This is a genomic window from Brevibacillus sp. FSL K6-6036, assembly GCF_037964015.1.
In the GTDB taxonomy this organism is placed as follows: Bacteria; Bacillota; Bacilli; order Brevibacillales; family Brevibacillaceae; genus Brevibacillus; species Brevibacillus borstelensis.
Genome location: NZ_CP150173.1, coordinates 3402814 through 3428607, shown reverse-complemented (window position 1 = coordinate 3428607; position 25794 = coordinate 3402814). Strand labels below are relative to the sequence as shown.

The 25794-nt window shown below is 41.0% G+C and carries 28 protein-coding genes; 24 read left to right on the top strand and 4 right to left on the bottom strand.

Features of this window, described 5'->3' with window-relative positions:
• Positions 1 to 42: 42 nt before the first annotated feature.
• The 22 genes from NST37_RS17230 to sigJ all read left to right on the top strand — a co-directional run bounded on the left by NST37_RS17230 (position 43) and on the right by sigJ (position 18061).
• Complete coding sequence (locus tag NST37_RS17230) at positions 43 to 843, top strand: hypothetical protein (RefSeq protein WP_339185599.1); 801 nt, start codon at positions 43 to 45, stop codon at positions 841 to 843.
• Positions 844 to 906: 63 nt separating this feature from the next.
• Positions 907 to 1098 carry a hypothetical protein gene (locus tag NST37_RS17225; RefSeq protein ID WP_280207794.1) on the top strand — a complete coding sequence of 64 codons (192 nt, stop codon included), beginning with the start codon at positions 907 to 909 and terminating at the stop codon, positions 1096 to 1098.
• A 50-nt stretch (positions 1099 to 1148) separates the two neighbouring features.
• The gene (locus NST37_RS17220) at positions 1149 to 2579 is read left to right on the top strand and encodes a hypothetical protein (protein ID WP_339185598.1); all 1431 of its coding nucleotides are present in this window, start codon (positions 1149 to 1151) and stop codon (positions 2577 to 2579) included.
• 163 nt (positions 2580 to 2742) lie between these two features.
• Positions 2743 to 2964, top strand: coding sequence for a hypothetical protein (locus tag NST37_RS17215; RefSeq protein ID WP_280209588.1), 222 nt, complete (start codon positions 2743 to 2745; stop codon positions 2962 to 2964).
• Entirely contained in the window at positions 2964 to 3353 is a 390-nt protein-coding gene (locus NST37_RS17210) for a hypothetical protein (protein WP_280209586.1), read from the top strand. The genes NST37_RS17215 and NST37_RS17210 overlap by 1 nt, the downstream gene beginning before the upstream one ends.
• 40 nt (positions 3354 to 3393) lie before the next feature.
• On the top strand, positions 3394 to 3939 hold the full coding sequence (locus NST37_RS17205) for a hypothetical protein (RefSeq protein ID WP_327930983.1): 546 nt from the start codon (positions 3394 to 3396) through the stop codon (positions 3937 to 3939).
• A gap of 76 nt (positions 3940 to 4015) precedes the next feature.
• On the top strand, positions 4016 to 5614 hold the full coding sequence (locus tag NST37_RS17200; RefSeq protein WP_339185597.1) for a DNA packaging protein: 1599 nt from the start codon (positions 4016 to 4018) through the stop codon (positions 5612 to 5614).
• Between the two features lie 43 nt (positions 5615 to 5657).
• Positions 5658 to 7019: a phage portal protein gene (locus NST37_RS17195; RefSeq protein ID WP_339185596.1), complete on the top strand. Its 1362-nt coding sequence runs from the start codon at positions 5658 to 5660 to the stop codon at positions 7017 to 7019.
• A gap of 497 nt (positions 7020 to 7516) precedes the next feature.
• Positions 7517 to 8422, top strand: a complete 906-nt coding sequence (locus NST37_RS17190) for an FxLYD domain-containing protein (RefSeq protein WP_339185595.1) — start codon at positions 7517 to 7519, stop codon at positions 8420 to 8422.
• 95 nt (positions 8423 to 8517) lie between these two features.
• On the top strand, positions 8518 to 8808 hold the full coding sequence (locus NST37_RS17185; RefSeq protein WP_281868036.1) for a hypothetical protein: 291 nt from the start codon (positions 8518 to 8520) through the stop codon (positions 8806 to 8808).
• A 34-nt stretch (positions 8809 to 8842) separates the two neighbouring features.
• Positions 8843 to 9067 (top strand): hypothetical protein, encoded by a 225-nt coding sequence (locus NST37_RS17180; protein ID WP_281868037.1) that lies wholly within the window; start codon positions 8843 to 8845, stop codon positions 9065 to 9067.
• A 70-nt stretch (positions 9068 to 9137) separates the two neighbouring features.
• On the top strand, positions 9138 to 9488 hold the full coding sequence (locus NST37_RS17175; RefSeq protein ID WP_339185594.1) for a hypothetical protein: 351 nt from the start codon (positions 9138 to 9140) through the stop codon (positions 9486 to 9488).
• A 62-nt stretch (positions 9489 to 9550) separates the two neighbouring features.
• Positions 9551 to 10714 carry an Ig-like domain-containing protein gene (locus tag NST37_RS17170; RefSeq protein ID WP_339185593.1) on the top strand — a complete coding sequence of 388 codons (1164 nt, stop codon included), beginning with the start codon at positions 9551 to 9553 and terminating at the stop codon, positions 10712 to 10714.
• A gap of 929 nt (positions 10715 to 11643) precedes the next feature.
• Positions 11644 to 11874, top strand: coding sequence for a hypothetical protein (locus NST37_RS17165; RefSeq protein ID WP_339185591.1), 231 nt, complete (start codon positions 11644 to 11646; stop codon positions 11872 to 11874).
• A gap of 312 nt (positions 11875 to 12186) precedes the next feature.
• On the top strand, positions 12187 to 12663 hold the full coding sequence (locus NST37_RS17160; RefSeq protein WP_003386479.1) for a MarR family transcriptional regulator: 477 nt from the start codon (positions 12187 to 12189) through the stop codon (positions 12661 to 12663).
• 64 nt (positions 12664 to 12727) lie between these two features.
• Complete coding sequence (locus NST37_RS17155; RefSeq protein ID WP_339185590.1) at positions 12728 to 13921, top strand: ArsA family ATPase; 1194 nt, start codon at positions 12728 to 12730, stop codon at positions 13919 to 13921.
• Positions 13918 to 14103, top strand: a complete 186-nt coding sequence (locus tag NST37_RS17150; RefSeq protein ID WP_003386477.1) for a hypothetical protein — start codon at positions 13918 to 13920, stop codon at positions 14101 to 14103. The genes NST37_RS17155 and NST37_RS17150 overlap by 4 nt, the downstream gene beginning before the upstream one ends.
• A 22-nt stretch (positions 14104 to 14125) precedes the next feature.
• Positions 14126 to 14485 (top strand): DUF6463 family protein, encoded by a 360-nt coding sequence (locus NST37_RS17145; RefSeq protein ID WP_003386476.1) that lies wholly within the window; start codon positions 14126 to 14128, stop codon positions 14483 to 14485.
• A gap of 48 nt (positions 14486 to 14533) precedes the next feature.
• Positions 14534 to 15214: a DUF3995 domain-containing protein gene (locus NST37_RS17140; RefSeq protein ID WP_003386473.1), complete on the top strand. Its 681-nt coding sequence runs from the start codon at positions 14534 to 14536 to the stop codon at positions 15212 to 15214.
• Positions 15215 to 15336: 122 nt separating this feature from the next.
• The gene (locus tag NST37_RS17135; protein ID WP_003386472.1) at positions 15337 to 15720 is read left to right on the top strand and encodes a hypothetical protein; all 384 of its coding nucleotides are present in this window, start codon (positions 15337 to 15339) and stop codon (positions 15718 to 15720) included.
• A gap of 108 nt (positions 15721 to 15828) precedes the next feature.
• Positions 15829 to 17154 (top strand): FAD-dependent oxidoreductase, encoded by a 1326-nt coding sequence (locus NST37_RS17130; RefSeq protein ID WP_339185589.1) that lies wholly within the window; start codon positions 15829 to 15831, stop codon positions 17152 to 17154.
• Positions 17132 to 18061 carry an RNA polymerase sigma factor SigJ gene (gene sigJ, locus NST37_RS17125; protein ID WP_339185588.1) on the top strand — a complete coding sequence of 310 codons (930 nt, stop codon included), beginning with the start codon at positions 17132 to 17134 and terminating at the stop codon, positions 18059 to 18061. The genes NST37_RS17130 and sigJ overlap by 23 nt, the downstream gene beginning before the upstream one ends.
• 914 nt (positions 18062 to 18975) lie before the next feature.
• Here sigJ and NST37_RS17120 read toward each other — a convergent pair.
• Positions 18976 to 20169 (bottom strand): hypothetical protein, encoded by a 1194-nt coding sequence (locus tag NST37_RS17120; protein WP_003386469.1) that lies wholly within the window; start codon positions 20167 to 20169, stop codon positions 18976 to 18978.
• A 182-nt stretch (positions 20170 to 20351) separates the two neighbouring features.
• Complete coding sequence (locus NST37_RS17115) at positions 20352 to 20804, bottom strand: GNAT family N-acetyltransferase (RefSeq protein WP_003386468.1); 453 nt, start codon at positions 20802 to 20804, stop codon at positions 20352 to 20354.
• Positions 20805 to 21206: 402 nt separating this feature from the next.
• Between NST37_RS17115 and NST37_RS17110 the strand changes: the two genes are divergently transcribed.
• Both NST37_RS17110 and NST37_RS17105 read left to right on the top strand, forming a co-directional pair.
• Positions 21207 to 22706, top strand: coding sequence for a malate:quinone oxidoreductase (locus tag NST37_RS17110; RefSeq protein ID WP_003386467.1), 1500 nt, complete (start codon positions 21207 to 21209; stop codon positions 22704 to 22706).
• Between the two features lie 213 nt (positions 22707 to 22919).
• Positions 22920 to 23489 (top strand): sce7726 family protein, encoded by a 570-nt coding sequence (locus tag NST37_RS17105; protein WP_024985657.1) that lies wholly within the window; start codon positions 22920 to 22922, stop codon positions 23487 to 23489.
• On the opposite strand, the gene NST37_RS17100 is transcribed toward NST37_RS17105, so the two are convergent.
• Together NST37_RS17100 and NST37_RS17095 are read right to left on the bottom strand one after the other, a co-directional pair.
• Positions 23460 to 24542 carry a hypothetical protein gene (locus tag NST37_RS17100; protein ID WP_024985656.1) on the bottom strand — a complete coding sequence of 361 codons (1083 nt, stop codon included), beginning with the start codon at positions 24540 to 24542 and terminating at the stop codon, positions 23460 to 23462. The genes NST37_RS17105 and NST37_RS17100 overlap by 30 nt on opposite strands.
• Positions 24543 to 24888: 346 nt before the next feature.
• Positions 24889 to 25770: a LysR family transcriptional regulator gene (locus NST37_RS17095; protein ID WP_003386464.1), complete on the bottom strand. Its 882-nt coding sequence runs from the start codon at positions 25768 to 25770 to the stop codon at positions 24889 to 24891.
• Positions 25771 to 25794: the final 24 nt, after the last annotated feature.

Here is a 25794-nt window from a genome sequence, read left to right as displayed (position 1 = left end):
AAGTGAAGGTTTTCTTTCACAACCATGTAGATGAAACAAGAATTGAAGCAAAAGTATCCAATTTGGTGCGCAGATCATGAGTTTGGGAAGTTTGATACTGTTCTAGGTGATGATATTGATGCCTTGCTAGGATGTTCCCTGCTCAAAGCCATCAAAGGATACAACATCAACTGGTTTTATGATTTTAACGATATGTACGGCATTAATTTAACCAATTGCAAAGAGCCAATTGGCGTAGATATGGCATTGGTCAAACACAAATGTTGGGATAATCATTTAACGATGATGAGTGCAAGCGACTACTTTAATCCGCAATCAGCAAACATAAATAACATTAAAAAGAATCATCGTGGACATTATGGTAATAAATATGCTGGCTCAACATTGCTTCAAATTTGGTCTTACTATGACATACCACTTCCACAATCAGACCGTGGTAAAGCAATATTACTTGCGGTGGATGTTGCTTTTAAAGGCCATTATAGTAAACGATTCAATTACATTCATAATCATTATCTGAGAGAACTAGGTTTTGAAGAATTAATTGACGTACTTAATCGTCATACTATGGATGAGATGTATAAAGTCATCTATGCGTATAATCTGCATGGGAAAATTAGAATCAATGGAAATGGAAAGCTTCAAACCAACATTAACCTTGCCGAGCTGCAAGGTTTTTTTGACTTCGATATATCTTTGCCTAAGGATGAATTTCAACATGTTAGAGCATATAAGCGCAAAGGTGAAGATATCGTTGGTAAAAAGACGTATAACATGGACAAGATATTCTCACTTGCTTTGACTTCACAAGACCATGTGTCATTTACTGAGAAGTTAATTTAATAGTTTTTTCAATGGGGATGTGCTACGGTACGTCCCTTCATTATTTTACAGGAGGAATCAAAAATGAAAGATTACTTTTTCTGCTACAACGGTTCAGTAGCAAGCTATTTGAAACACATCAAAGGGATTTCCTTCATTACAGAAGCCATTCAGCCGAGAAATGGTTCGCGTTTTTGGCTATTTGAACAAACAGAAGAATTATCCAAGGCATTAACCGAGTATAGACAACTTAAACAGCAGCAAAAACAAGCGTAGCAGTTAGCTGCGTTTTTCACGTTTCAATAAAACGATTGGGAGATGAGACATTGACGGAAACAATTAAACAATTAAACGATCTATATATAATTCAAAGGAAAAAATACTTGATTCAATATCCAAAACAATACATTACATGCCAAGCAGGAGAAGCCAGGAATGGTAAGAGAACAAAACTGTTAACTGATTGGCACATGGAAAAACATCTAAATGGCGATTTTACCTTAGGAACATTTGGTGGAGTATTCAAGACCAAGTTTATTACCTTTGACGTGGATTATCATGACAAGCAAATGGCAAAGTGGATTACTTATAAAATTGCAAAGACATTTGATGATCTTGGAATTAATGACTATTACATAAGTTTCAGCGGTAACAAAGGGTATCATATTGACCTATTCTTTGATGATTTAATTGCAATTGAACAGGCAAAGAAATTCTTTAATCATGTACTCGATGAAGCAGATATTCGCCAATATTTTGACGATGGTAATAAAGTTGAATATCGACCAACAGATAAACAAGGCATTAAATTGCCACTTGGCAAACATCAGAAGTCAAAGAAGTATTGTGGTTTTTGCTTAGTTGAAAATGGATTAAAAGTAATGACCAGAAAGCAAAGCGAAAAATATCTTATGTCAATTAAGAAAATCCAATCAACCGATATATTGGGCATTCTTAATGAACGCCCAAAGGATAACATTGATAGGGATATATTTATCAAAACAGAGGATGCTATTGCTCAACATAAGCCATTACCACAATATGAACAATCAGAAGAATCAACTGCAAGTATAGCTATTGACTATTTACAAAATGGTTTGAAGGTGAGGAGCAGCCGAAACAAGGTTACTGTATTGCTTGCATCATATCTAAAATACACAGGACTTGAACCAGAAGAATGTAAACAGATTCTATATGACTGGATGCAGAAGCAGGACACTAATACGTATACAACCCCATTGAAGGATTGCTTCAAGGATATTGATAATGTGGTCAGATATACATATCAAAATGACTACCAGTTATCATCAATAAAAAGAGATTTGACGGTTACATTTGAGGAAATTGATTCAATCATACAGAACTGCCCAGAGAAGAATCAAAAATTACTTGCATATGCCTTGCTGATTCATAGTAAACGCCACTCAAATGAGGAAGGCGTATTTTTTATGACCTTTGAGCAGATGCACCAAGCAACAGGTTTATTTGATCAAGCACTTCAACGTCAAATAAATAAACTTGCAGAACTTGGAGTAATCGAAATTGTTAAGCGTGATCAAAAAGTAGCAGGTGATAAGCATAAGCCGAATCAATATCGGATGACATTGAAAATGGTATCTGAAAATGATGGTGCTAATCAAATGTCAATGAGTGAAATTATTCCATTTTCAAGTGTACTCCAATATTTCTATGATGATAGTCAATTGAAAAAGGTATTACCACGTAGACAATTTGAGCAATTGGTTAAGGTTGGATAATTATATAAATATAAATGGGATTGCTAAAAGTTTATTACCCTACGCTACGCTACAAAGTAATAATAATACTTATTGTTAGTGATATCGTACACACTAATTTTATAACGCATTGGATTACTTGGAATTCTACAGGATTAAACAATAAAACTGGAGGGTTTATCATATGAAAACTGAAATCAATCAAGCATTAGAACAAATGAAGCAAATCAATGTTGAATTGAAAGAAAACAATATCCGTCTACAGAACCTAGCCGAAAAAATGAGGATCGTGATTGATGAGCAGCAGATTATGAACGTGGATATGAAAGAGATTAATGGACGTTTGGACGCATTGATAGAGCGTTATGAAGAGCGAGAGCAGCGTCAACTAAAGGCGGTGCAGTAATGAATATCTATGATGTTATTGCCAAGTTGCCGTTGTCAAAATCGCAATATGTCAAATACAAGTTCAATCTTTGGTTTGATACGGATAAAACTATGACCGAGGAACAATTTTTAAAGACGGTCAATAAAAAGACGATGAACAGTTTTAACAAATGGGAACGTACAGACGAGTTTAAGCATATTGCTAGCATGGTTTTGGCAACAAAGACCGCACAGGATTTAATTGACATGTACGAAGCAGTAAGGGATAAAGCAATCAAAGGTGATGAGAAATCAGTCAAATTATTGCTTACACTTCAAAAAGAGATTGAACATCATAAGCAACAAGCGTTAAAGGCATTCGGGAATAGTATTGAACAAGAGGAAGAAGATGACGATTTGGAATTGTAGATAATAATAATCGAATGTATAATTAGAAGGGGAGGGAAAAATGGAATACTGTATGACAGATTATGATTATTCAATACTTGAACACTATGGGTATGAACAATATCAAAAAGTCGCTAATGATTTAATTGCATATATGTCCGAGTGTGAAATAAAGGATTTGAACGAATATTACTTCCCACACATTCCGCAACGTGTTTATTTAAAAAGTTGCATTGCTAGGTCATATCAATATTTTGAATGTCACTATGAGTTTAACGAAGACATGCGTTTAGTAGGCGGCTTATATTCAGGTAAATCAAATATAGATTATGTATGGCATGCATGGGTTGAGTTTATTGATAATGACCGAGAAATTGTTTTCGATGGTGTATTACAACGCTTTTATGATAAGCACAAATACTACGGTAAATTCCAATGCATTCCGATCAATGAATATCATGAAGATGCATTAGAGGAATTTGAATACGAAGAAATCGCAGAAGAAATTGAAACCAAATGTAATAAAGTAAAACATGAAATGGCTTTGAATGGATATTATGACAAACCAATTGAAGAAATAAGAGAATATGCGTTAACTAAGGTATAAGGTATTGCAAATTTGACGCAAGGGGTTTCCTAACTTGGGAATCCCTTTTTTGTTTTGTATGAGAGGATGTGAAACGGTGGTAGTTTTAACGAGAAAACAAAAACTAGAAAAGGTAATGTGTTCATTTGAACTGTTTGCAAAGAACTTTATTAAGATTATTGATAATAATGGTGATTTGGTTCCATTCGTTTTGAATAAGGAGCAATCCGAGTACATAGATACAATGAAAAAGTACAATGTGATCCTAAAGGGACGACAGATTGGTTTCACAACACTATCCCTTGGTTATATGCTTTATTCGGCGATTACGAAGCCAGATACCAGTTACATGATAATGACACACCACAATAGCGTAAGTAAAAGTTTGTTCGTGAAGGTCAAGAAAATGTATAAGAATCTTCCACATGACAAATATCCCGATTTGTTCCCGAAAGATAGTTTAAACAATAGGGATGAGCTTTTCCTATCCAACGGCTCAAGAATAATCATTTCTACGGCTGGTGGAGATGATGCCATATCGGGAAATACGTTTCAGTTTATCCACTTTTCCGAGATGGGGAAATATCCAAATAATGTACAAGAAGAAATCTTATCAACTGCCATTCCAGCATTAGCAAAGAATGATTCGGCAATGATTTGGATTGAATCGACAGGTATGGGCTACAACTATTTTGCTGAACTTTTTCTAAAGTCATATCGTGGCAAGGAAAGCGTATGGAATGCCAAGTTTTATTCTTGGTTGGCTGATGCTTACCGTCAACAGTTTAAAGTATCATTCGATGAAGCTGAGGAATGGCATAAACTCCATAATAAGGGAAACAGATTGAGAGAAAAGGATTTAGAGCATGATGAGCGTATTTTGTTTGAGAAATATGGAGCTACATTGCGGCAACTGATGTTTAGGCGGTATTACATTGCCACTAATTCAATTGATAAGTGGAATCGTGAGTTTCCTACAACGCCTGATCAAGCATTTCAGACGAGTAATGAATCTGTATTCTCTACGGATAAGATTGTTGAGCGTTTGCAATTTGTGAATGAGCCACTACTAAATAATGAATTAAGCGATTTGCCGGAGGTGTTAAAACCTTTCGTGGGCAAGTCGCTTTTTATTTGGGCTATTCCAATTCGAGGGAAAAGGTATTATACAGGTGCAGATACGGCAAGCGGGGGAGGTAAGAACTCTGACTTCTCCACGATCAGTATTTTTGATGATGATGGTCAACAGGTAGCAAGTTTTTACTCTAATGAAATACCTGTTTATAAGTTTGCAGATGTGGTTGATTCATTGGCGCGATACTATAATTTCAGTTTTCTTGTCATTGAGTCCAATTCCTATGGCTTGCCACTGATTGAGAGGATCAGGAAAGAGAAAAATTACTTGAACATGTACAAGCATAAGACCTTTGACCAAAAAGGAAAGAAACGATTAAAAGTTGGCTGGCAGACAACAAAAGCCAACAAAGCAATTCTCATTTCTGACTTCAAGGAACAATTTGAAGTTGGAATGATCAATATTGAGTGCAAACAGACGCTTGAACAAATGAAGATTTTTGTTGACCAAGATGGAAAACTTGGAAACAAGCGTGGTACTGGTGACAGCTACCATGATGACTTGGTTATTTCCGCAGCTCTAGCGATCCAAGGAATGAAAGCAGGGAAATGGTACGTTTAAAACACAGGTTCACGATGAACCCATCAATGAAGGAGGTAAATCCATGAGTATAGATCAATATATTCGTGAGCACCATGACGGTAATCCAGAATGGTTTGTTGAGGAATGCAATTCGGTTGCCAATATGCAAAGAATCAATAAGATTGTTGATATAAAAGAATACTTGTCGGGTACTCATGTTATTCTTCAAACTCCATCGTACATGTACAATGGCAAAGAGTTTAAGCCGAGAAAGATCGTTTTGCAATATGCGAAGAACGTATTGAATTTTAGTACGTCATACTTACTTTCCCATCCGGTCACTTTGACTGGTCAAGATAGCATAGTTAAGGAATACAAGAGAGTTTATAAGAAGGGAAAATATGACCGAGTAGATTTTGATGTGCTGGATAAGATTACGAAATATGGATTCGTGGCTGAATATGTTTATCTGGATGAAAACAAGGAGATTAAATCCAAATTGATTGATCCTGCCGACTCTTATCCAATTTATGATGATGAGAACAATTACATAGCGTTTATTGAACATTATACAACGGCTGACAATGTGAGTTACTATACGGTCTACTATCCTGATAAGGTGCAGAAGTTTTCTAATAAGGGTAGCCAGTTAAAATTGATTGGGGAATACAATAATCTTAGCGGTTTGCCTATTGTCTACAAGAATCAAAATGAATTAGATAGTACAACAGGCAGAAGCGATTTAGAGGACATTTTTACGATTATTAATAGCATGGAGGATTTGTTGTCCAAGTTTACTGATTCCTTCTACAAGCATCATAATCCAATTCCAGTTGTGATCGGACAGCAGTTAAAAGGGGAAGGTATCAATCCTAACGTGGTCGGGCAAGGTATTGTCCTTGATGATGGCAGCGACTTCAAGATGGTTAGTAACCAATTGGATTATAAATCGTTTGAGACAATTTATAAGACATTGATGACTACGTTACTCGATATTTCTAATACGCCGGGCGTTGCAATGGGAAAAGTGGACATTTCCAATTTAAGCGAGGTCAGCATCCGTCTACTTTATAGTTTATCAGACCTAAAAGCCAGTATGAATGAGAAATATATGCGTGAAGGAATGGAACAACGATTCGATAAGATCAGAAAGTTGCTGGAACTGAAGGGTATATGGATTAGTGAAGAAGCTTATGATTCTCTGGGTATTGTATTCCAGTATGCTAGACCGCAGAGTGCTAAGGAGATTATTGATAATCTTAAAGTGCTTAGTGATATGGGTGCAATTAGTATTGAAAGTATTCTTGAGCGTTCACCTTATACGAATGATCTGGTGCAAGAGTTGGAACGATTGAAGGATAATCAGATGGGAAATAATACGGGAAATAATGTTGATCAAAATGATATGGAATCTGATGATTTGGGATATGATATTGGGAAATAATTATAGAATTTATAAGGGATTGAGTAGAAAGGGATAATATCCACTCGCGCACACATGTTATACTAACTGTTTCATCTGGTGAAACAAGCAATAATAGGATGGCAAGGGGGACGTGAGATTTCAAAAATTTTGCGTTCCTTCTGCTGATTATTCAACTTGATCCTGATTTCTGGCTAATTGTGTCTAACTTGACCACTAACTCCTAGAGATTGTGGTCTATTTTTCACCTAATTTATGGTAATTGCTTATAACCTATCTTATAGGCAAGTGTTTCTGAGTGAAATCAGATTAATGTTCGGGATTAGACGTGATAAAATCAAGTTTTCATTGGGATTGTTCGATACCCCTAATGGCATAAAAAGTGCTACAGCATACTCAATTACACACCCTCGAAAAAAATACTATTGACCACTATCTTTGATTATTTCTGAATCTATGTACCCATTTCGTGTGAGGTGGTAATATATAAAGAGAATTAATTCAATTGGAGGGGGATTATGGATATTGAATCTCAAGAGGTTAGAAACAATATTCTTTTTAAAAATCGGAAGATTGTTGTTGCTGTAATAGCCATATTCGTAATTGGATTAACATTTTACATTTATCTTGAAAAAAGTTATAGAGAACATGTGCAACAAGCAGAATACTATGTGAATATCGGAGATTATGATAAAGCATACGATGAAATCAAAGATTTAAGTCCCAAATCAGATGACGTGATGCTATTTGAAAAGGTAAAAATGATCACATTTTCAAGTACAAAATTATTCGCTATCAAATTCATTGATGAGAAAGAAACTACGAGCGATTTTACAAATTTTGAAGATGGATTAATCAATCTTGTTACTGGCATTAAAGAATTAGATATGAAGAGGGCTACTGAATTAGGGATAGATAAAGAAATGTTAGAAATAAAAAATCAATATTTAGATTATCTAAAGAATTACTACAATTTATCTGAGACAGAAGCACTAAAACTAAATATTTCATTTAATGATTATGATTACAAGGATGGAAAAAAGGTATATAATCAGACATTTTTAGATCAAACTAAATCTGCAATTAATTATGCTAATAGCATTTTAGAAAGAAAACAAAATGCACAATTAGAGCAAGCAAGAAGAGATGCTAATCCTTTAGAAATTACCGAGAAAAATGGTAAAGTTGATGGCGATTATATTTATGTTACTGGTGCAGTGAAAAATAACGGTAGTAAGTCATTATCATACATAAAAGTTAAGGTGACCTATTTAGATGTAAATAATCAAGTAATAGATACAGATTGGACTTATGCTGTAGCAAGTGAAGGATTACGACCAAATGAACAAAAGTATTTTGAAGTTATGACAAAACATAGAGCCAAGATGAAAAGATATTCAGTCGAAATCACTGAGTATCAATAATGTATTCGACCAAATACTAGGTTTTTGCTGATAAATAACTCGAATAGACCTATGTTTATGGTTAAATTCACCTATAAAAAGGATGGATGCTGTACATGGAACAAATTGAAAAGAAAAGTCATAAAAAAACGATCATAGGTTTAATTGTAGTTGGCTTAATTTTATTTTTCATTGCGTCCAGTTGCGACAACGATAAGGGGAAAATCTCATCTGCTTTGTATGGCAAAGTTGCCAGAGAAATTGTAGAAAATGGTGGAGACCCACAGTTCAATATTAATTACATTGAAGTGAAGGGGAATAATGCAGATATCAGTTACGATCTTCTTGGTGGAACTTTTAAAACATCTGCGATTAAAACTAAAGATGGAACTTGGGTTGTAAGATAATCTAGTTAATTGTCTTTATTAGGAGGCGTGTTAATTGGAGTTAACCAAAACTCAGAAACAAGTTTTAAAGGTATTATTTGAAAATAATGATAAATGGCTTAATGCAACAGAAATAAAAAATAAAAGCAAGGAATTTATCAATTCGGCCCATATTAAGGTAGCATTAATAAAATTAAGGGATAATGACTATGTTTTTTATGATTATTCTGAAGATAAGTTTCAAATTTCTCCTGATGGTGAAAGTGCTTATCGATCTTGAGTAAAAATATGTAATTAGCACTCTATCAGGAGTGCTTTCTTTTTTCCCTATATAAAAGGAGGAATAATAAATGACTAATCAAGAACGATTGCTGATGGAAACTAAGTCCATCACTCTTACACCTGATGAAATGTCCGTCTATCTATCCGAAAATGGATTGAACGCTACCGAATCATACAATGCAACCGACAAAGCACAAACAAGAAAGGTATATGAAACGGCATTATCCATCCTTGAATCAATTGCCAATCAACCGCACTTGATGAAGAATTACACTTCAGATGACCAGACCGTTTCCCAATTCCATGAAAATCTATTGGCTAGGATTGACCAATTGGAAAACAAAATCCGAAAAATGAAGAGTGAAGAATCCAAAGCAGCCAATACAAATGGCTCTTTTTTTATGTTGTTTAATCAGTAGAATGCTCTCCTTTACAATGCAGGAGCGTCTAGGGAGTCACCTAATAGAAAGGAGAATAGTCAATGGTTAATCTGTTTCAATCCAACGCAGAGGATTTTCAATACATATTGGATTCACTTGGTCAAACTGTCCAAATAAACAATCAACCAGTCAATGCAGTCATTTCCAATTCAACCTTATCAACTGATACAGACGATAAGAAAATTAGCACTCTCACAGCCATTTCTAGGGGTGATAGAGTCCATTTCAACAATGAGGACTGGATTATACTGTCAGAAGTAAATGGACAGCGTAATGGGCGTTACAGAGCGTATATGCGTGTCAGTGATTATTCAATTAAGTTTAATTTTCAAGGTATGGTAAAAGCGTTTCCTACTATTGTAGATGGTAAAGTATTTGACGTGGAAACAGGACAATACATGCCCTTGCCTAATAGTAAAATCCTTGTCACGCTACAAGAAAATCAAGAAACATTGCTAATAACCGTAGGGCAGCGTTTTATTAAAATGGGCAGGGCATGGGCAGTTGAAGGTATCGACAGAACACAGAAGGGCTTGCTGATTTTGTGGTGTAAGCAGGATCAGTTTAATGAAGCCGTTGATGATATTGAAAATGAAATTGCTGATGCAGGAAGTTATGTCTATGCATTGGATATAACGAATACTGATACAACCATTCAGAAGGATAGCACATTGGAATTGAATGTATCAGTTACTTTAAATGGGCAAGTGGTGACCGATAAAACGGTTGTGTTTAGTTCGAGTGATTCTAATATCGCTACAGTTGATGAAAATGGGCTTATTACTGCAAGGAATACAGGATCGGTAACTATTACTGCTCAATTGGCAGATAAGACAGAAGTGAAGGATACAATTTTATTGACTGTTGAAGAAGTTCCTTCCGCTTCTTTTTCAATAATGATCACAAGTACTTCTTCTAAACCTAATGAAATAGATGTTGGAGGATACAGCAAAACATATAACGCAAATGTCTATAAAGGAAATAAAAACATTACAGATGGTTCTCAACCTGTAACATGGGCGATTTATGCCGATAATCAAACATCGAGTACAACAAGAGCAGTAATCACAAGCCAGAATGGAACAAGTTGTACAGTTAAGTCAAATGACAATTATGATCAGGGCTACGTTCAACTGAAAGCAACACTTAAAAGCGACAACTCAGTAACGGCATGGTACCGAATTAACATTGTTTCATTGTGGTAATATTAATGTTCTTGCTTGCATTGTTACTTTCATTGAGACCACTTGACTTCTTTTTCCGACTACTATATATTTATGATAATTGAATCTGGAAGTTAGTGGTTTGATATATCAAATACAATCCCAGTCATTGATACGACAACATTTCGTTTAAGTATTCTTGACAGGGTGGGGGTCGCTGGTTCGAACCCAGTCCGGATCACCATACATAAGAAGCTGAAACCCTTGAGAAATCAGGGGTTTTTCTTATTTTATCGTTTCCCACCCTGATAACAATTCGACAACCTTTATTAAGAGATTTCGAGCGTTTCTCTCCATCATCGATGGCGAGGGGATTGCATCAAGTCTTAAAAGAAATGGCCGATGAAATTGAGCAAAAACTGAGCGAACATACTGAAGAGGCAAACGGCCTTGATGAGGTGAGAGAAGCAGCGATTTATTAAACAATGCGAAGGCAGAAATTGAAGCTGGCAACGAAAATAAAGCAGTAGAGTTTATGGATCAATCAAAAATCATTATTGAGAAGGTTAGAAATCAGCTGTACAACTACAAGTGACGGTCAAATCCTTTTTTCAGCTCGAAAAATTCCTACGAGGTAAAACAAAAATTCAAAGACATAGAAAATTGCATAAAGAATATATTCCAAGGTTCTGCATCCCCCAACTATTCATCTTGTATTTAAATACGAAAGCGGATGATTTTCGTTTCGAGGAGGGAGCATTGAAATAGAACTGTTAACCGACCCGGGCAGCTTGCTCTGACGGTTTAGCGGATAGATACACATTGTTCATTTTCGAGCATTTGCAAAAGAGTTCGTAGACGCAGTTGCAGAAGGGAACTACGAAGAAATTGCTCGCAAAGTTGATGATATGCAGGATTGGGACGTAGAGTTATTAAAAGAGGTCATCGAGAATTTTAAGGAAGATAATGAGTTGGAACAGATCGATAAATTTGAGGTAGAGTGTACCTTCAAGCCTGTCTATAAAGATGGCAGTGTGTATAAGCAAGAATCTTTTTACCACTTTAATGATGGAAGCGGACTTTCTTACGAATATGCATTGACGACAGATGGCGAACCAAATGACCTAACCCTGAGTATCGAGTTTCACTATGAGGGTGATTATATAAAAGTCATATTTGAAAGCGGGTTAACGGTACTTTGATGGTAAAGGAGTTTAGAAGGTCACTTAATTCGTGAATAGATCAATAAGGATAATCCATCGAGGAATAAACCTTCCCCATGATTGACCCATTGTCCTTCGAATACATGTCATATACGTGCATGTCATATACGCCTCCTGCAAAAGTACATTCAGTTGTCGCCTCACAAAAAGAATCACCCCGGTAACCACATTTATGGTCTTTACAAAAAAAACCAAGCCCCTCCGCATAAACGAGTTGACATTGCTACGAAAACGTATTAAATTGAATTCAAACACTTACTACGAAATCGTACTAAAAAAGGAGCTCCCGGCATGCATAAGCTATATGATCTTTTTCTCAAGACCGGTTTGCGCCCTTTCGCATTCATGACCGACATGCTGCAACTTGAACAGAAAGTGACTCGTTCGGATCTGGCGACGCTGCTTATTCTGCTCTTTCGGGGGGACCTGACGATGACGGAATTGGCGGCCGAGATGGGGGCGCCGCTGAGTTCGATGACCAGTATTGCCAAGCGGCTTGAGCGAAAAGGCTATATCGCCCGAGCGACATCTCCAAAAGACCAACGGGTCAAGCTCGTCATGCTGACACAAGAGGGTATCCGACTTGCGAAAGAGTGGGAGCGCATCATGCTGGGGATGCTGGGCAAGCTGGAAGCGGCGTTTACGCCGGAAGAACTGGAGCAATTTACGCTGCTTTCGTATAAGGCCATCAAAGTCTTCCAAGACGAGGAACCTGTAAAGCTTGAGGAAACAAAGAACCGTCCGGTAAAGATCAAGATCGATGAGTGACCGATTCAACCGGACTCTTCTATTTCACAATTACTACGAAATCGTACTAAGAGGAGCAATGGATATGAGAATCATCATTTACACGGGCAAGGGTGGCGTCGGCAAGACGAGTATAGCCGCGGCGACAGCGGTGAAAATGGCAAAGCAGGGGAAACGGACGCTTATTCTCAGCACGGACGCGGCACATAGTTTAGGGGATTCACTGGCCGTGCGGATCGGGCCGGAGCCAGTCCCAATCTGCGAAAACTTATGGGGGCAGGAAGTGAACAGCCTGCGGGAGACGGAGAAAAATTGGGGAATTGTCCAAGGGTGGCTGACCGCACTGCTCGACAAAGCACAGCTTACCGATATTGCTACGGAGGAAATGCTCGTGTTTCCTGGCATGGAAGAGCTGTTCAGTTTATTGCAAATCAAGGAACACGCGCAAAGCGGAAAATATGATGTGGTCGTCGTTGATTGTGCGCCGACCGGAGAGACGCTGCGGCTGCTCAGCTATCCCAATGTCTTGAATTGGTGGCTCGAAAAAATGTTTCCAAACGAACGCAGGCTGATCAAGCTCGTTCGGCCGGTCGCCAAGTTCATCAACAACGTAGAGCTTCCCTCGGATGATGTCCTTGACAGTGTTGAGCAATTGGCGCGCAGCCTGGAGGAGCTGCAGCGGATTGTTTTGGACCCGGAGATGACATCGGTGAGGCTGGTGCTGAACCCCGAGAAGATAGTGCTTTCCGAAGCGAAACGATCCTTCACGTATCTGAATTTATTCGGGTTCAATACGGACGCGGTCATCGTGAATCGGGTGCTGCCGAATGAGGCGGGAGAAGGATTTTTCGCATACTGGCGAGACCTCCAAAAGAAATATGAAGAAGAAATCGTTATGAACTTCCAGCCGCTGCCGATTCTCAAAGCGCCCATGATGCCAAAGGAAGTCATCGGATTGCCTGTTCTCGAAGAGTTGGCGGATATCGTTTTTAAAGATCAGAATCCTTCCACTATTCTTTATCGAGGCAGAACAGAAAAGATCCGTGAAGAGGATGGAGGAATGGTTCTAGAGCTGTCGATTCCTTTTGTGGAGAAAACGGATTTGGATTTGACGCAGACTGGCGACGAACTGACGGTACATGCAGGTGCCTACAAGCGGAAGGTGATTTTGCCAAGACCGCTTATAGGCCGGCAGGTGACAGGTGCGAAGTTTTCAGAGGACCGGCTGCTCATCCGTTTTGGTAAGCGAAATATGGCAGAAGGGAATGAAGGGCAATGAGAAGCGACGAGCTTCAAATAGAACGGCTGTTGGAGCATCTGAAGCGACACCAGGCGGGGAAGCATGCAAGAAACACCGTCAAGGAAGGGCTGCTGGCTTCCCGTGCGGTCATCGACAGCCTCATTGACTTGTTGGAGGAGCCAAGCCGCACTCCATACGCACGCAAAATTGATATTTCATAAATCGGGAGAGGATGAGGAACAGATGGTGAGTGGGGTCAAACGTCATGTCGGGCTTACACTTGTGCTGACCGGACTGTTTCATACGGTCTTGGGGCTGATTGGATTTATGAATCACCTGCAGCCAATGGTTGCCGAGGGTCTATGGGATACGGTGGGGAGTGGGCAGTGGGAGCGGGCAACCGCATTTTGGTATCTGATGCTCGGCTTCGTGCTGATTCTTCTCGGCTATACGGTGGATTGGCTCATGAAAAAGAAAGGGATTGCCCCGCCTGTTTCTCTCGGATGGATGCTGTTTGCCATCTGCTTGATTGGGATTATCGTGATGCCGACTTCAGGTTTTTGGCTTGGTTTGCCTCAGGCGTGGCTTTTAACGCGAAAGTGAAAGGTTACGATTCACCGGTCGCCAAATCAAATTAGAGGGTGCTAAGTGGTGGAACACAAGCTTGATTCGTCGTTACGTAATGGCTGGAAAGCCTACGCCCACTTTACAAAGAGGTCAGGATGGGCGGCTTATGCGGGTTGCGTCTGGGCCCTCCTGTATGCGGTCTTTGTCCGATTCTATCAGGCTGCGGGAGGAACAATCGGTCTTTCGGCTCCGATTGTTGATCCCACCGGCGGCATATACAAAGCAAGCTATGTCGTGGGTGTCATTATCATGTTGTGTGGATTTGTCTTGTTAGGACTCGTTAAACCTTGGGGGAAGGTTGTCCCTTTATGGATGCCATGGATCGGCGGAGTCAATGTCTACCGAGGATTTCTGTTATTCCCCACCCTTCTCTGCTCTGTCTTTTTAATCGCTCATGGAGCAGCCGGAATCATTACAAGAGTCCTCTTTTTGGCTGGCTTCATAGACTTGAAAATGCCGACATTTAGCGATGAAGTGGATATGCGCATCGATGCATTATGGGACTTGTTCGTTTACCAACCATGGTTTTTCATCATGGGAGTATTGTCTGGCTTGTCGGCAGCGCATTATGCACAAGCGAGAGATGTTTCGCTTTCTGCTTTGAAACGCGGCACACTGATTTTCTTGTTTTTAACATGTCTCGTTACGGCGATTTTTGCAGCAGCCATCGTGTTTGACTTTGTGGATAAATTAAGCTTTTTTTAAGGCGTTCCTTCCCTAGGTGTTGCGTAATAGTCTTTGCTTGTGCAGACGATGACATCTAAGCTGATCGGGAACACAAATGTTTTTATGTCCTTTTATCACAAGTTCTATGGAGGTGTATGGACATGAATTGGCATGACATTGCCTTGGTAGTAGCTGGAATTATCGGAAGCGGCGTGGCGCTGGTTCACGGCATTTTGACTCAACGGCTCATGGTCAGGCCGTTGGCGAAAGCGGAGTCTTTATTTGCCGAGGCAGAAGTCAGATGGATCGTGTCGTGGCTCTTGCAGTTCAGCACGTTCAACTGGTTTCTTGGCGGGCTCGCTTTGATTGCTTCCATCTGGTTCGGGCCGGACGCAAGGCTCGTGACGGGCCTGCTCGTTGGCAGCTCCTACCTGTATGGCGCTTTCATCAACTGTAAGGCAACGCGCGGTCGTCATCCCGGCTGGATGCTCTACACGGTTGCGCTCGGTTTGATTGCCTTCGGCGTCAACGGATCGGGCGGTTGAGCCGACTTTCACAAGAACCTGAAAGAATCCCCGACCAACGCAATATTTGTCACAAATCCATCCTTTCGATTCGTCTTGTTTGTAAAAAGAATGGAAGGGAGAATGGGCATGAGAAAATATGATGCAGCGGTAATCGGCGGAGGGCTTTCCGGATTGACAAGTTCGATTTATTTGGCAAAAGCAGGTTTATCTGTAGTTCTGTTGGAAAAAGCGAATCAATTGGGCGGTCGTTCCGTTACGGTAAAAAAGAATGGGGCCATGCTGAATTTGGGTCTTCATGCGCTCTATAAAGGAGGGGCCGCCGAGGAGGTGTTAAACGAACTGGGAATCCCGGTCAAAGGGGGGATCGTGCCCGCAAAAGGCGGCATGGTGTGGAATAACAAGCTTTACCGACTACCTGGAAATCCTTTCGCGATTCTCACATCCAAATTGTTATCTGCTTCCGCCAAGTTGGAAATCGTTCAATTTGTGGCACGACTGGCAAAAATCGATCCAAAGGCTTTGCCGCCGATCAGTTTTCGGGAATGGGCGGAAAAGGAAATAAACGATCCGATGATACGGCACCTCATTTACGCTGTCTGCAGAACCAATACGTTTGTGCCATATCCTGCACTTCTCTTGGCTGCTCCCGGAGTCAGAAGGCTGCAGCTCGTTTTTAAAGGAAATCAAGTGATATATGTCGATAGAGGGTGGGGCCAGATGGTCGAAAGTCTGCGGCAGGAGGCGATCCGGGCAGGAGTTGCCATTCTGTGCGGAAAACATGTAGCCGAGATTGAGCATGACGGGAGAGTAAGGCAAATTCGCTTTCATGATGGCGAAACATTGGAAATCCCATATGTCGTTGTAACGGCAGGACCGGGCGAAACCTGCAAGCTCGTTAAAAACGCCGAGCACACATCGCTCAGGGAGTGGCGGGATCGGGCGAAACCAATTTATGCTGCATGTCTGGACGTCGCGCTCCGCAAGCTGCCCTACCCCGATGATCCAAAGCGCCATTTCACCTTCTTCCTGGATCAACCGATCTTTGTTAGCACCCCATCTGCCATTTCCGATGCAAGTGAGGACGGTTCCGCCATTATTCATGTGTGCAAGGATATCGGCTTTGGCTCTGATCATCCCAAAAACGACGAAAGTCATTTGGAGCGGGCTTTGGACTTCATTCAGCCGGGATGGCAAAAAGAACTTGTTGCAAGGCAGTTCTTGCCAAAAATCACGGTTGCCCATGATTTTGATTCCATCGATTGCTTCGGCAAACGCTACGGCCCTTCTGTCCCAGAGGTGCGCGGTTTGTACGTTTCCGGGGATTGGACGGGTCAAAGCGAAGTATTAGTCGATGCGGTTTTTGCCAGCGCGAAGCGGGCTTCCGAGGAGATTCTGCGAGAATACAACAATGCGGAGGGGCGTGCAAACGGTGGAAGTGGAAGAGCTGTATAAAAGTCTGGGGCCTTCGCTGATTTCTCTTGCTTATCGTATGATGGGCAGTATGATGGATGCCGAAGATATCGTTCAAGAAACGTTCCTTTCGATAGAAAAGGTTCCCGCCGATACGGTTAGGAATGCGAAGGCTTATTTGTTCAGGAGTGTGAGCAACCGGTGCATAGACCGGTTGCGGGCGCAAAGCAAGCATCGTGAAACATATGCAGGACCTTGGCTTCCGGAACCGATTGTGAGCGGGGGAGACGGACAAACCGACCCTTTGGAAGGATATATTCGGAAAGAAACCATTTCGATGGCCTACTTGCTCTTGATTCATCAGCTTTCATGGACCGAGCGGGTTGTATTCCTGTTGCGAGAGGTCCTGCAATTCGAATATGAGGAAATAGCGGAGATCGTCGACAAAAGCAGTACGAATTGCAGGCAAATATTTCGTCGGGCCAAAAGGAGCTTGGGCAAAATTCCTCAAGTGAACGTCGGCATAGAGCGAAACACCATCCATTTGATTGAACAGTTTGCGCAAGCCCTTTTGAGTGGGGATATGAAAATACTGCTCGAAACGCTAACTGCGGACACGATCCTCTATATGGATGGTGGAGGCAAAGTGAAAGCCCCCTTGCGTCCGCTGTTTGGCCATGATCGAATCGCCCGTTTTTTTATCGCTATTCTTCCGGAGTTCCCTCCGGATTTCTCTTTTACGCTTCGCGAACTGAATGCCCAGCCCGGATTGGTGTTTTATGCAGGCGAGCAGCTCTTTGCTACGATTTCTTTCGATATTCAGAATGATCGGATTGTGAACATGTATGCTGTCTTGAATCCCGATAAGCTAAAAAGTATCATGCGTTTTGTCAGCAATTCAGATAAGGCACCCCAATTGATTAAATCTATCTCTTGGCTTCTATCATGATATGACCGAGAGATAAACAAAGCAGCATGGAGCGTACGTTCTTAATCATTGGAAAACTCTCTGCGGACGTTCAATTTTGAGCAAAGCCTATGAAAAAGAAAAAGATCGCCCACAATGTTGCGGGACGATCTTTCTTTTGTCTTTAGCGGCATTGTAAGGCTATATGACCCTTATACAGAACGCGTTAAGGTGTTTGTTAGAATGTGATTCCTTTTGAAATGTTTTGGAACCCTTGAACAGAAATATGCGGATGATAACGGCCATTTTGTCTGTTAACAGAAGAACAGTTGATTGCAAGGGTAGGTTAGTGCATTAGGAAAGAATAGAAGCACATTTTGGCAAGTGCCTAGCACAGAGAAATTCCAGAAAAATATAGTGTAATAGGCTCACATAAATATTTCATAAAGGAAGTGGCCCTATTGCCAGGATTTGAAAATAAGATATGGGGTTTTCGGTATCATGATTTTATCAGAGACCCATGTTGTTCAAGGGTTTTGGGACAATGTGTTCCTTGTCCAAGGAGAAGATACAATGACCTTTCATTCTACATTGGATTTAATCATCCAGCGGTAAACCGATCTGCACAGGCAACGATCTATTCATGTGCAGCACCTGCTGTACAGGCTGCCTATAGTATCTTAACTGGTGCATGTGGTGCTGCTGGTGGACCTTCGCCTGCTTGTGCCGCTGCAGTGATTGCTGCAATTCCAGCCGCTAACAACGCAGCAAGAACAACGTTTAGAACATGTATGGCTAATACAGATGTACCAGAAAGTTTGTATAGGCAAGTCAATATAGGAATCTATCATAGGAGAACAACTCTCTAATCCACATTAACAACACAAAACACCTCCTAATCATAGGAACCACATACGATTAGAAGGTGTTTTCCATTTGCTTCTACTAAACAGCCGTTACTTAATATTATCCAACACACTTTTCATAACCTGCGGCGAGTCCTGGCGATCGAACAAGTTATACCGTTCCTTAACCGCTTGATATACCTGCATGAGCGCTTTCTGGCTCTTGGTTTTCCGGTATTCCTGCACGAGCTTTGCAAAGGAAGGGTGCCGAATCACATCGTTTCGCCAGTCCCACACACGCGGTTTTAGAACTTCACGCCGCACTTGTTCGACCATCCCGATCAACTTCGGGCCAAGATCGGTACTTAGCTGAGCTGCTGCTTTTTTCACTTCAGGACGATCGAGCAACATGACACCGTCGGGAAGGGAGTAAAGGGGCTTGTTATTCACATACAAGAATTCTTGAGAGCGATTGGCAACAGCCTCTGACAGACGGTCTTGTTTGACTTCGAACTGAAAGTACTCCCGCTCTGTCCCATTGAATTTGCTCGGGAAAAACAAATAAATGAAATCGAAGACGCCATGATAGTAAAACTGCTGATCCGGATAAATGTATCCTTTGGCATCGACTTGAAATCCCGGGAGGCCCGCCTCGATGGCCCAGCGAACTGCTTCGCTTTGGCTGTCCTTCGGGGCAACACTGCCCTTGTAAGGTCTCGCGTTTTTGTATATGCGATACAACGTGTCCGCAACAAATTGCTTTGTAATCGATTGACTGTTCCATTCCTCCGGCTTTACAAATCCGGCCTGAACCAGTGCTTTTATGCGCGAGTCAAGCTCAATCTGCCCCCGTTTTTTTCTGAATTCCGCATATTGTTCCCATTTTTCGGATGCTGCCAGCTTGGCGATTTGCTGTTTTATAGTCACGGGGTCGTAGCCTGCGGGGTATACAGGTTCTAACACCCCTATGTGATTAAAGAGCTCGAGCAAATATCCGTTTCTGGATAAATACATTTCATCTATCATAAACGAGCGAATGGAATCAGTGCCGTATAGATCTGCTACAATCTCGTATATATCCATCCGGTTTTTTTCTACAAGAGCAGCATCATATGGATTTTTGACCTGCAGGGAATCTTTCAGAAGGGAATAAAGCAGTTCCACTTCTTCCAGTGTGTTGATAGTGGGCATCTTGTAAGTGACACGATATGTATGCGTCCCTGATGGAGCTGCTTGAATGGCTGGCACGAATGAACCAGATAACAGCATGACGGTGATCATGGAAGCCAGAATGCTTTTTTTCATCGGTTTTGGTTCCTCCCTCTTTTATCCATTACGAAAACGCTTCATTGCATGCAAATGTTTCCTTTTTCTTCCTATTTTTCTCACGGAGCTTGCGTAAAGCGTCGATAAAGCTGTTCACTAAAAACGATTCGTTGGGTTTGAGAGGATCTGACCTCCATGATCGTGAGCAACTACCAGACTGATCAGTTTGCTTCATCATCCTTCGAAAGACGCGCCATGATTTCGCCCCATGGAGCTTTGCCCAGAACCTTGAATCCTAATTTTTCATAAAGAGTAGCAGCTCCTTGGTTGTCAGGGTGATAGGCGACCATGATATCTGTGGTATCAGGCTTTGCTTTTATTCTGGCAATGACCTGTTTCATGGTTTCCATTCCGTAACCTTTGCCTTGGTGACGGGAATCGATCATCAGCCGATAAATCCAGTATTGCGAATCGTCAGGATCTATCCCAAACATCACAAATCCAACCATGCGTTCATCTTTGTAGACAGCCAGTGTTTCGAAATTCGGCAAAAATTTTGACTGTGCCAAGGAATACACATTTGAAGCGATGAATTGTTTTTGGTCCTCACGGGGCTGCAGCTCAATGCATTCTTCCCAGTTTTCAGAGGTTACTTCTTTGAGAACAAGATTCACGGCGATATCTCCTTTTGTTTCATTTAGGAAAATTATACCATACGGCTTCGCTGTCGAAATTGGATTTTTACGAAATGTGTATTTTGAAAAGTTCAACCACTTGCAATAAGATCGCCACCATCGAAACACATCTTTCTGAGATTCAAAAACCAATCTGTGGACGTCTCCTTTCTCTTAATCACAACCTGATATCATTTCTCAAATTTTCCGGCTTATTAATAGCATTTAGCAATCCATTTAATAGCAAATATTTAATTCTATATATAATAGTGTTACACTATTACTTAGGTTATCAATCATGCAGAAAAGGTGTGTGAACAGGTCGCACCCTGGCTTGCTGTGGAGCCTAAGCAGGAGGGCCTACATCTTTTCTTCAAATATTAGCGAGGTAGGACGGTAAACATGAGCGACAGACAAACCAAAACAGACGTTATCTTAATTGGTGCCGGAATCATGAGTGCAACGTTGGGAACACTGCTGAAAGAATTGATACCGGATTGGAACATTACAGTGTTTGAAAAGCTTGCAAGCCCAGGAGAGGAAAGCTCTAACGAATGGAATAATGCAGGAACGGGGCATTCAGCACTGTGCGAGCTTAACTACACCGTCGAGAAACCGGACGGATCCATTGATATCAGCAAAGCTGTAAAAATTAATGAACAGTTTCAGGTTTCAAGACAATTCTGGTCTTATCTTGTAAACAGCAATCTGATCCGCAATCCGCAGGACTTTATCAGGCCGTTGCCTCATTTGAGCCTGGTGCAAGGTGAAAAGAATGTATCGTTTCTCAAAAAACGTTTTGAAGCGCTGTCAAACAATCCCCTGTTCAAAGGGATGGAATACTCCGAAGACCCTCGAAAACTGATGGAATGGATTCCGCTAATTATGAATGGGCGGGTATCGAATGAACCGATTGCGGCAACAAAAATCGACTCTGGAACAGATGTCAACTTCGGTGCTTTGACACGGATGTTGTTTGACCATCTGAAAAGGAAAGACGTCGATATCCACTTCAAGCATAATGTTGATGATATTAAACGCAACCGCGACGGCCTGTGGGAATTGAAAGTGCGAAATCTCGACAGCGGCACCGTTGAACGCCATACGGCCAAATTTGTGTTTATTGGCGGCGGTGGAGGAAGCCTGCCTTTGCTGCAAAAATCCGGTATTCCTGAAGGGAAACATATCGGAGGCTTCCCGGTAAGCGGTCTGTTCATGGTTTGCAAGAATCCGGATGTGATCGAGCAGCATCATGCCAAGGTATACGGGAAAGCCAAGGTTGGCGCGCCGCCAATGTCTGTTCCGCATCTGGACACAAGATATATCGACAATAAAAAATCGCTGCTCTTTGGGCCGTTTGCCGGTTTCTCGCCGAAGTTCCTAAAAACCGGTTCGATGTTTGATTTGCTCGGTTCCGTAAAACCGGATAACGTCTTGACGATGCTGGCAGCAGGGGCAAAAAACGTTCCCTTGACCAAATACCTGATCCAGCAAGTGATGCTGTCCAAGGAACAACGCATGGAAGAGCTGCGCGAGTTTATCCCGAACGCGAAAAGCGAGGATTGGGATATTGTCGTAGCGGGCCAACGTGTGCAGGTGATCAAAGATACGCCTACTGGCGGCAAAGGAACGCTGCAATTCGGTACGGAAGTAATCTGTGCAGCGGATGGCTCGATCGCCGCATTGCTCGGCGCTTCTCCGGGGGCTTCTACCGCTGTTTCCGTCATGCTGGACCTGATGAAAAGATGCTTCCCGCAGCATATCAATGAGTGGGAACCGAAAATAAAAGAAATGATTCCTTCTTATGGTATATCCTTATTGGAGCACCCGGAACTTATCCGTGAAATTGATTTTTCCACAGCGCAGACGCTTGGTCTGCACAGTGAACTGGCTCTCGTCTAGCAGACGGTCGAAAAATAGAAGGAAAGAAACGGCCTTTGTCCCGAATTGCATGGGGTGAAAGGCCGTTTCGTTTTGCCTGCAGTTTTCGGCAACGGGTTGAAGGATAGAACTCTACACTGCATGAGAGCTCGGGCTTGAGTATGACTAAGCAGGAATATACAAGTAAACGTCAAAGTATACTAAGGCCAAGAAACTAAGGAACGGGATGTTAAGATGGAAAAATTACGTGATCAGGATGTTAGAGAGGCGTTATTGGAAGATCTCTCGAAAATTTACAAGGATGAACCTAATACACGTATAATTAATGAATTAGGGATTGATTTTGGAGCCTCTAGGGTAGATATTGCTGTTGTAAACGGAATATTACATGGGTATGAAATTAAGAGTGAAAGTGATACTCTCAAACGATTGCCAAAGCAAATGGAATATTATAATAGGCTTTTTGAAAGGCTAACTATTGTTATTGATGAAAAATTTTATGATGACATTCAAAAAATCGTACCAAACTGGTGGGGTATCACCATTGTTAAGAAGAGATCAGGCAAGGTTTTGTTCATTAAGAAAAGAAAGGGACGTATGAGAACGTCCCAAGATAAAGAATTGCTATTAAAACTTCTCTGGAAAGATGAATTGGAGAAACTTGTTGATGTTCTTGGTTATCCCAAGAAAATGAAGCAGCTACGAAAAAAGAAACTCTTAGAATTGTTTTTACAGGAAAAAGATATTAACGTAATTCGGCAGTTTGTATATCATTCACTCAAGACTCGCGAACACTGGCGATAGCCCAAAGGTATTTTGAAGTTGATCAGTTACAAACTCGATGTGATGGTTAATTCCTATTTCGATTGGTTTTCCATGGTTTGTAATCTCTAGTTTGCCTAATGAACAATTAAGAATTGCTTTGTCACCAGCTGAAAAATGTTCACCTGAGTAATAATCGCTTGTCACTATAGTTTTACAAATATTAACAAAGGTTTCAACACCATTGTCCCCTAACAGAGTTGATTTACCTATTACGTAAAAGTCGTTAGTGGTGTAGAAAATCTTTAAATATGTGTTGTAGTAATCAATTATCTTACCTTCTTCTGGTTCGGGTGCCAGGCGAACAGTATAGTCAGCATAGTTTAATTCTGGAAACTCGTTCAGTAATTTTATATAAGTGTTAAAGTCATCTCGTGGTGCAGCCTGTTTTACGGACATAGCCGAAACATCGTCACTGTTAGCTGGACATGAGGTTAGTGCCAATATAACAGATGATTTTTTTAGTTGAGAGTAGGTTTTTAAAGCACTTCTAATCCTATTAAATCCTTGATATTTTTCAGCGAAATCAACAATAACAAATATTTTTTCCACATCATTAAATTTTGTTTCGAGCAACTCTTCGATCCTTTTGTAAATAAATGGATCAAGTGTACTATCAAAAGTATTGCAACGAATACGAACTGCAACCTTTTTTAATTCAAGGTCCTTGATCGAGTTTATCCACCATTCCGGAGAGTCATGATGGAAGCATGGGATGAAATTTAACTCTTTTTCGAGAAATCTACTTGCACAATAGCTAATAATGTTTTGAGAATCATCTGTAATTAGCTCTTCATCTGGATTGCCAATAATATCGTAAGACTGTCTAAAATCGTAAATAAACTCTCTATTCTCTACTTTTTCATAAAAGTATGAACCTAAGGTTTTAAACGATGTCCACCAAGTTTGTTTATTTTTAGAACTAATTCGTTTAGATTCAATAATTGGGACTATTGAATCTTTTGTAGCACTTTTAAGATTATGATATGCATTCATCTCGGAAGCAGAGTGCCTTAAAATTGGATAGTAGAACATGAAATCCCCTCCCTAAGACCTAGTTTAGTATGACTATGTTCTCTCTTAGTTGACAGAATCCTTCCAAATGTCGGAAAATGTCGGAAGAATAATATAGGAAATTGGGTAAGTTCGTCAAGTAATTGTAGTGGAATGTGAGTGTATTAATTTAAAAAAAGGGTAACAACAATGTAGTTCTTGATTTAGCTCAATTGGGAGAGCACCATCTTGACAGGGTGGGGGTGGAGTCTTAATAATGTCTGGATCACCGTTAAGACTCCATCCCTTGTTACTCGAGGTTCTACTAAATGTTTAACAATATATTATTCCTGATTTAATTAGGCCAAAACAAAAACTTATTCTCCATTCACCCAAACTTCCTCCGAATCCCGCCGAGAAAAGCCTGAACCGCCGGAGCCAAATAACGATTCCGCATAAACATCAAATAAACGGTCCTCTCCAATGCCGGGGAATCAATCGCCTTCCACACGATAGACGGGTCCGTCGATTCAGCCAAATAATTTTCGGGAATAATCGTGACGCCCAAATTTTCCCTCACCAAGGTCAAGGCAGTCTCAAACCGTTCAATTTCAAACTTAATGTTCGGCGTCACCTGTTCAATGGAAAAGGCTGTTACAATATCCTCCCTCGTCTGAAAACCTTCCGTGCTAATGATAAAGGGCTCACTTTCCAGCTCGTGCAAAGAAACCGTTTCTTTATGCGCCAAAGGATGATCCTTGTGCAGCACGAGCACCAATCGTTCATCGTACAACGGGATCGATTCGATATCCTCCTCATGTACATACTGGTTCGTAATGAGCAGGTGCGTATGATACTTCCGCAGCGACTCCTTCACAGCCTTTCCGCCCAGCACTTCGATCAGCTTGATGTTGATGGAAGGATAACGCCCTTGATACTCACGGATCACTTTCGGAATCCAATGCTTCACCGACTCGATGATGCCGACAATCAGCTCGCCGCTGCCGGTGAGCTTTACTTCTTCCATTTCCTTTTTCAACATATCCATTTGGGAAAGCAGCGAAATCGCTTTTTTATAGAAAATCTTCCCAGCGTCCGTCAGCTCCATTTTTCTCGTGTTTCTTTCAAGCAGGGGAGAGCCGACCTCTTGCTCCAGATTTTTGATGGCGTTGCTCAGCGAAGGCTGTGAAATATGCAGCTTTTGCGCGGCTTTGGAGTAGCTCAGTTGATCGGAGACGGTTACGAAATAATACAATTGTTTGATATCCACAATAAATTCCACCTCTATTTATAG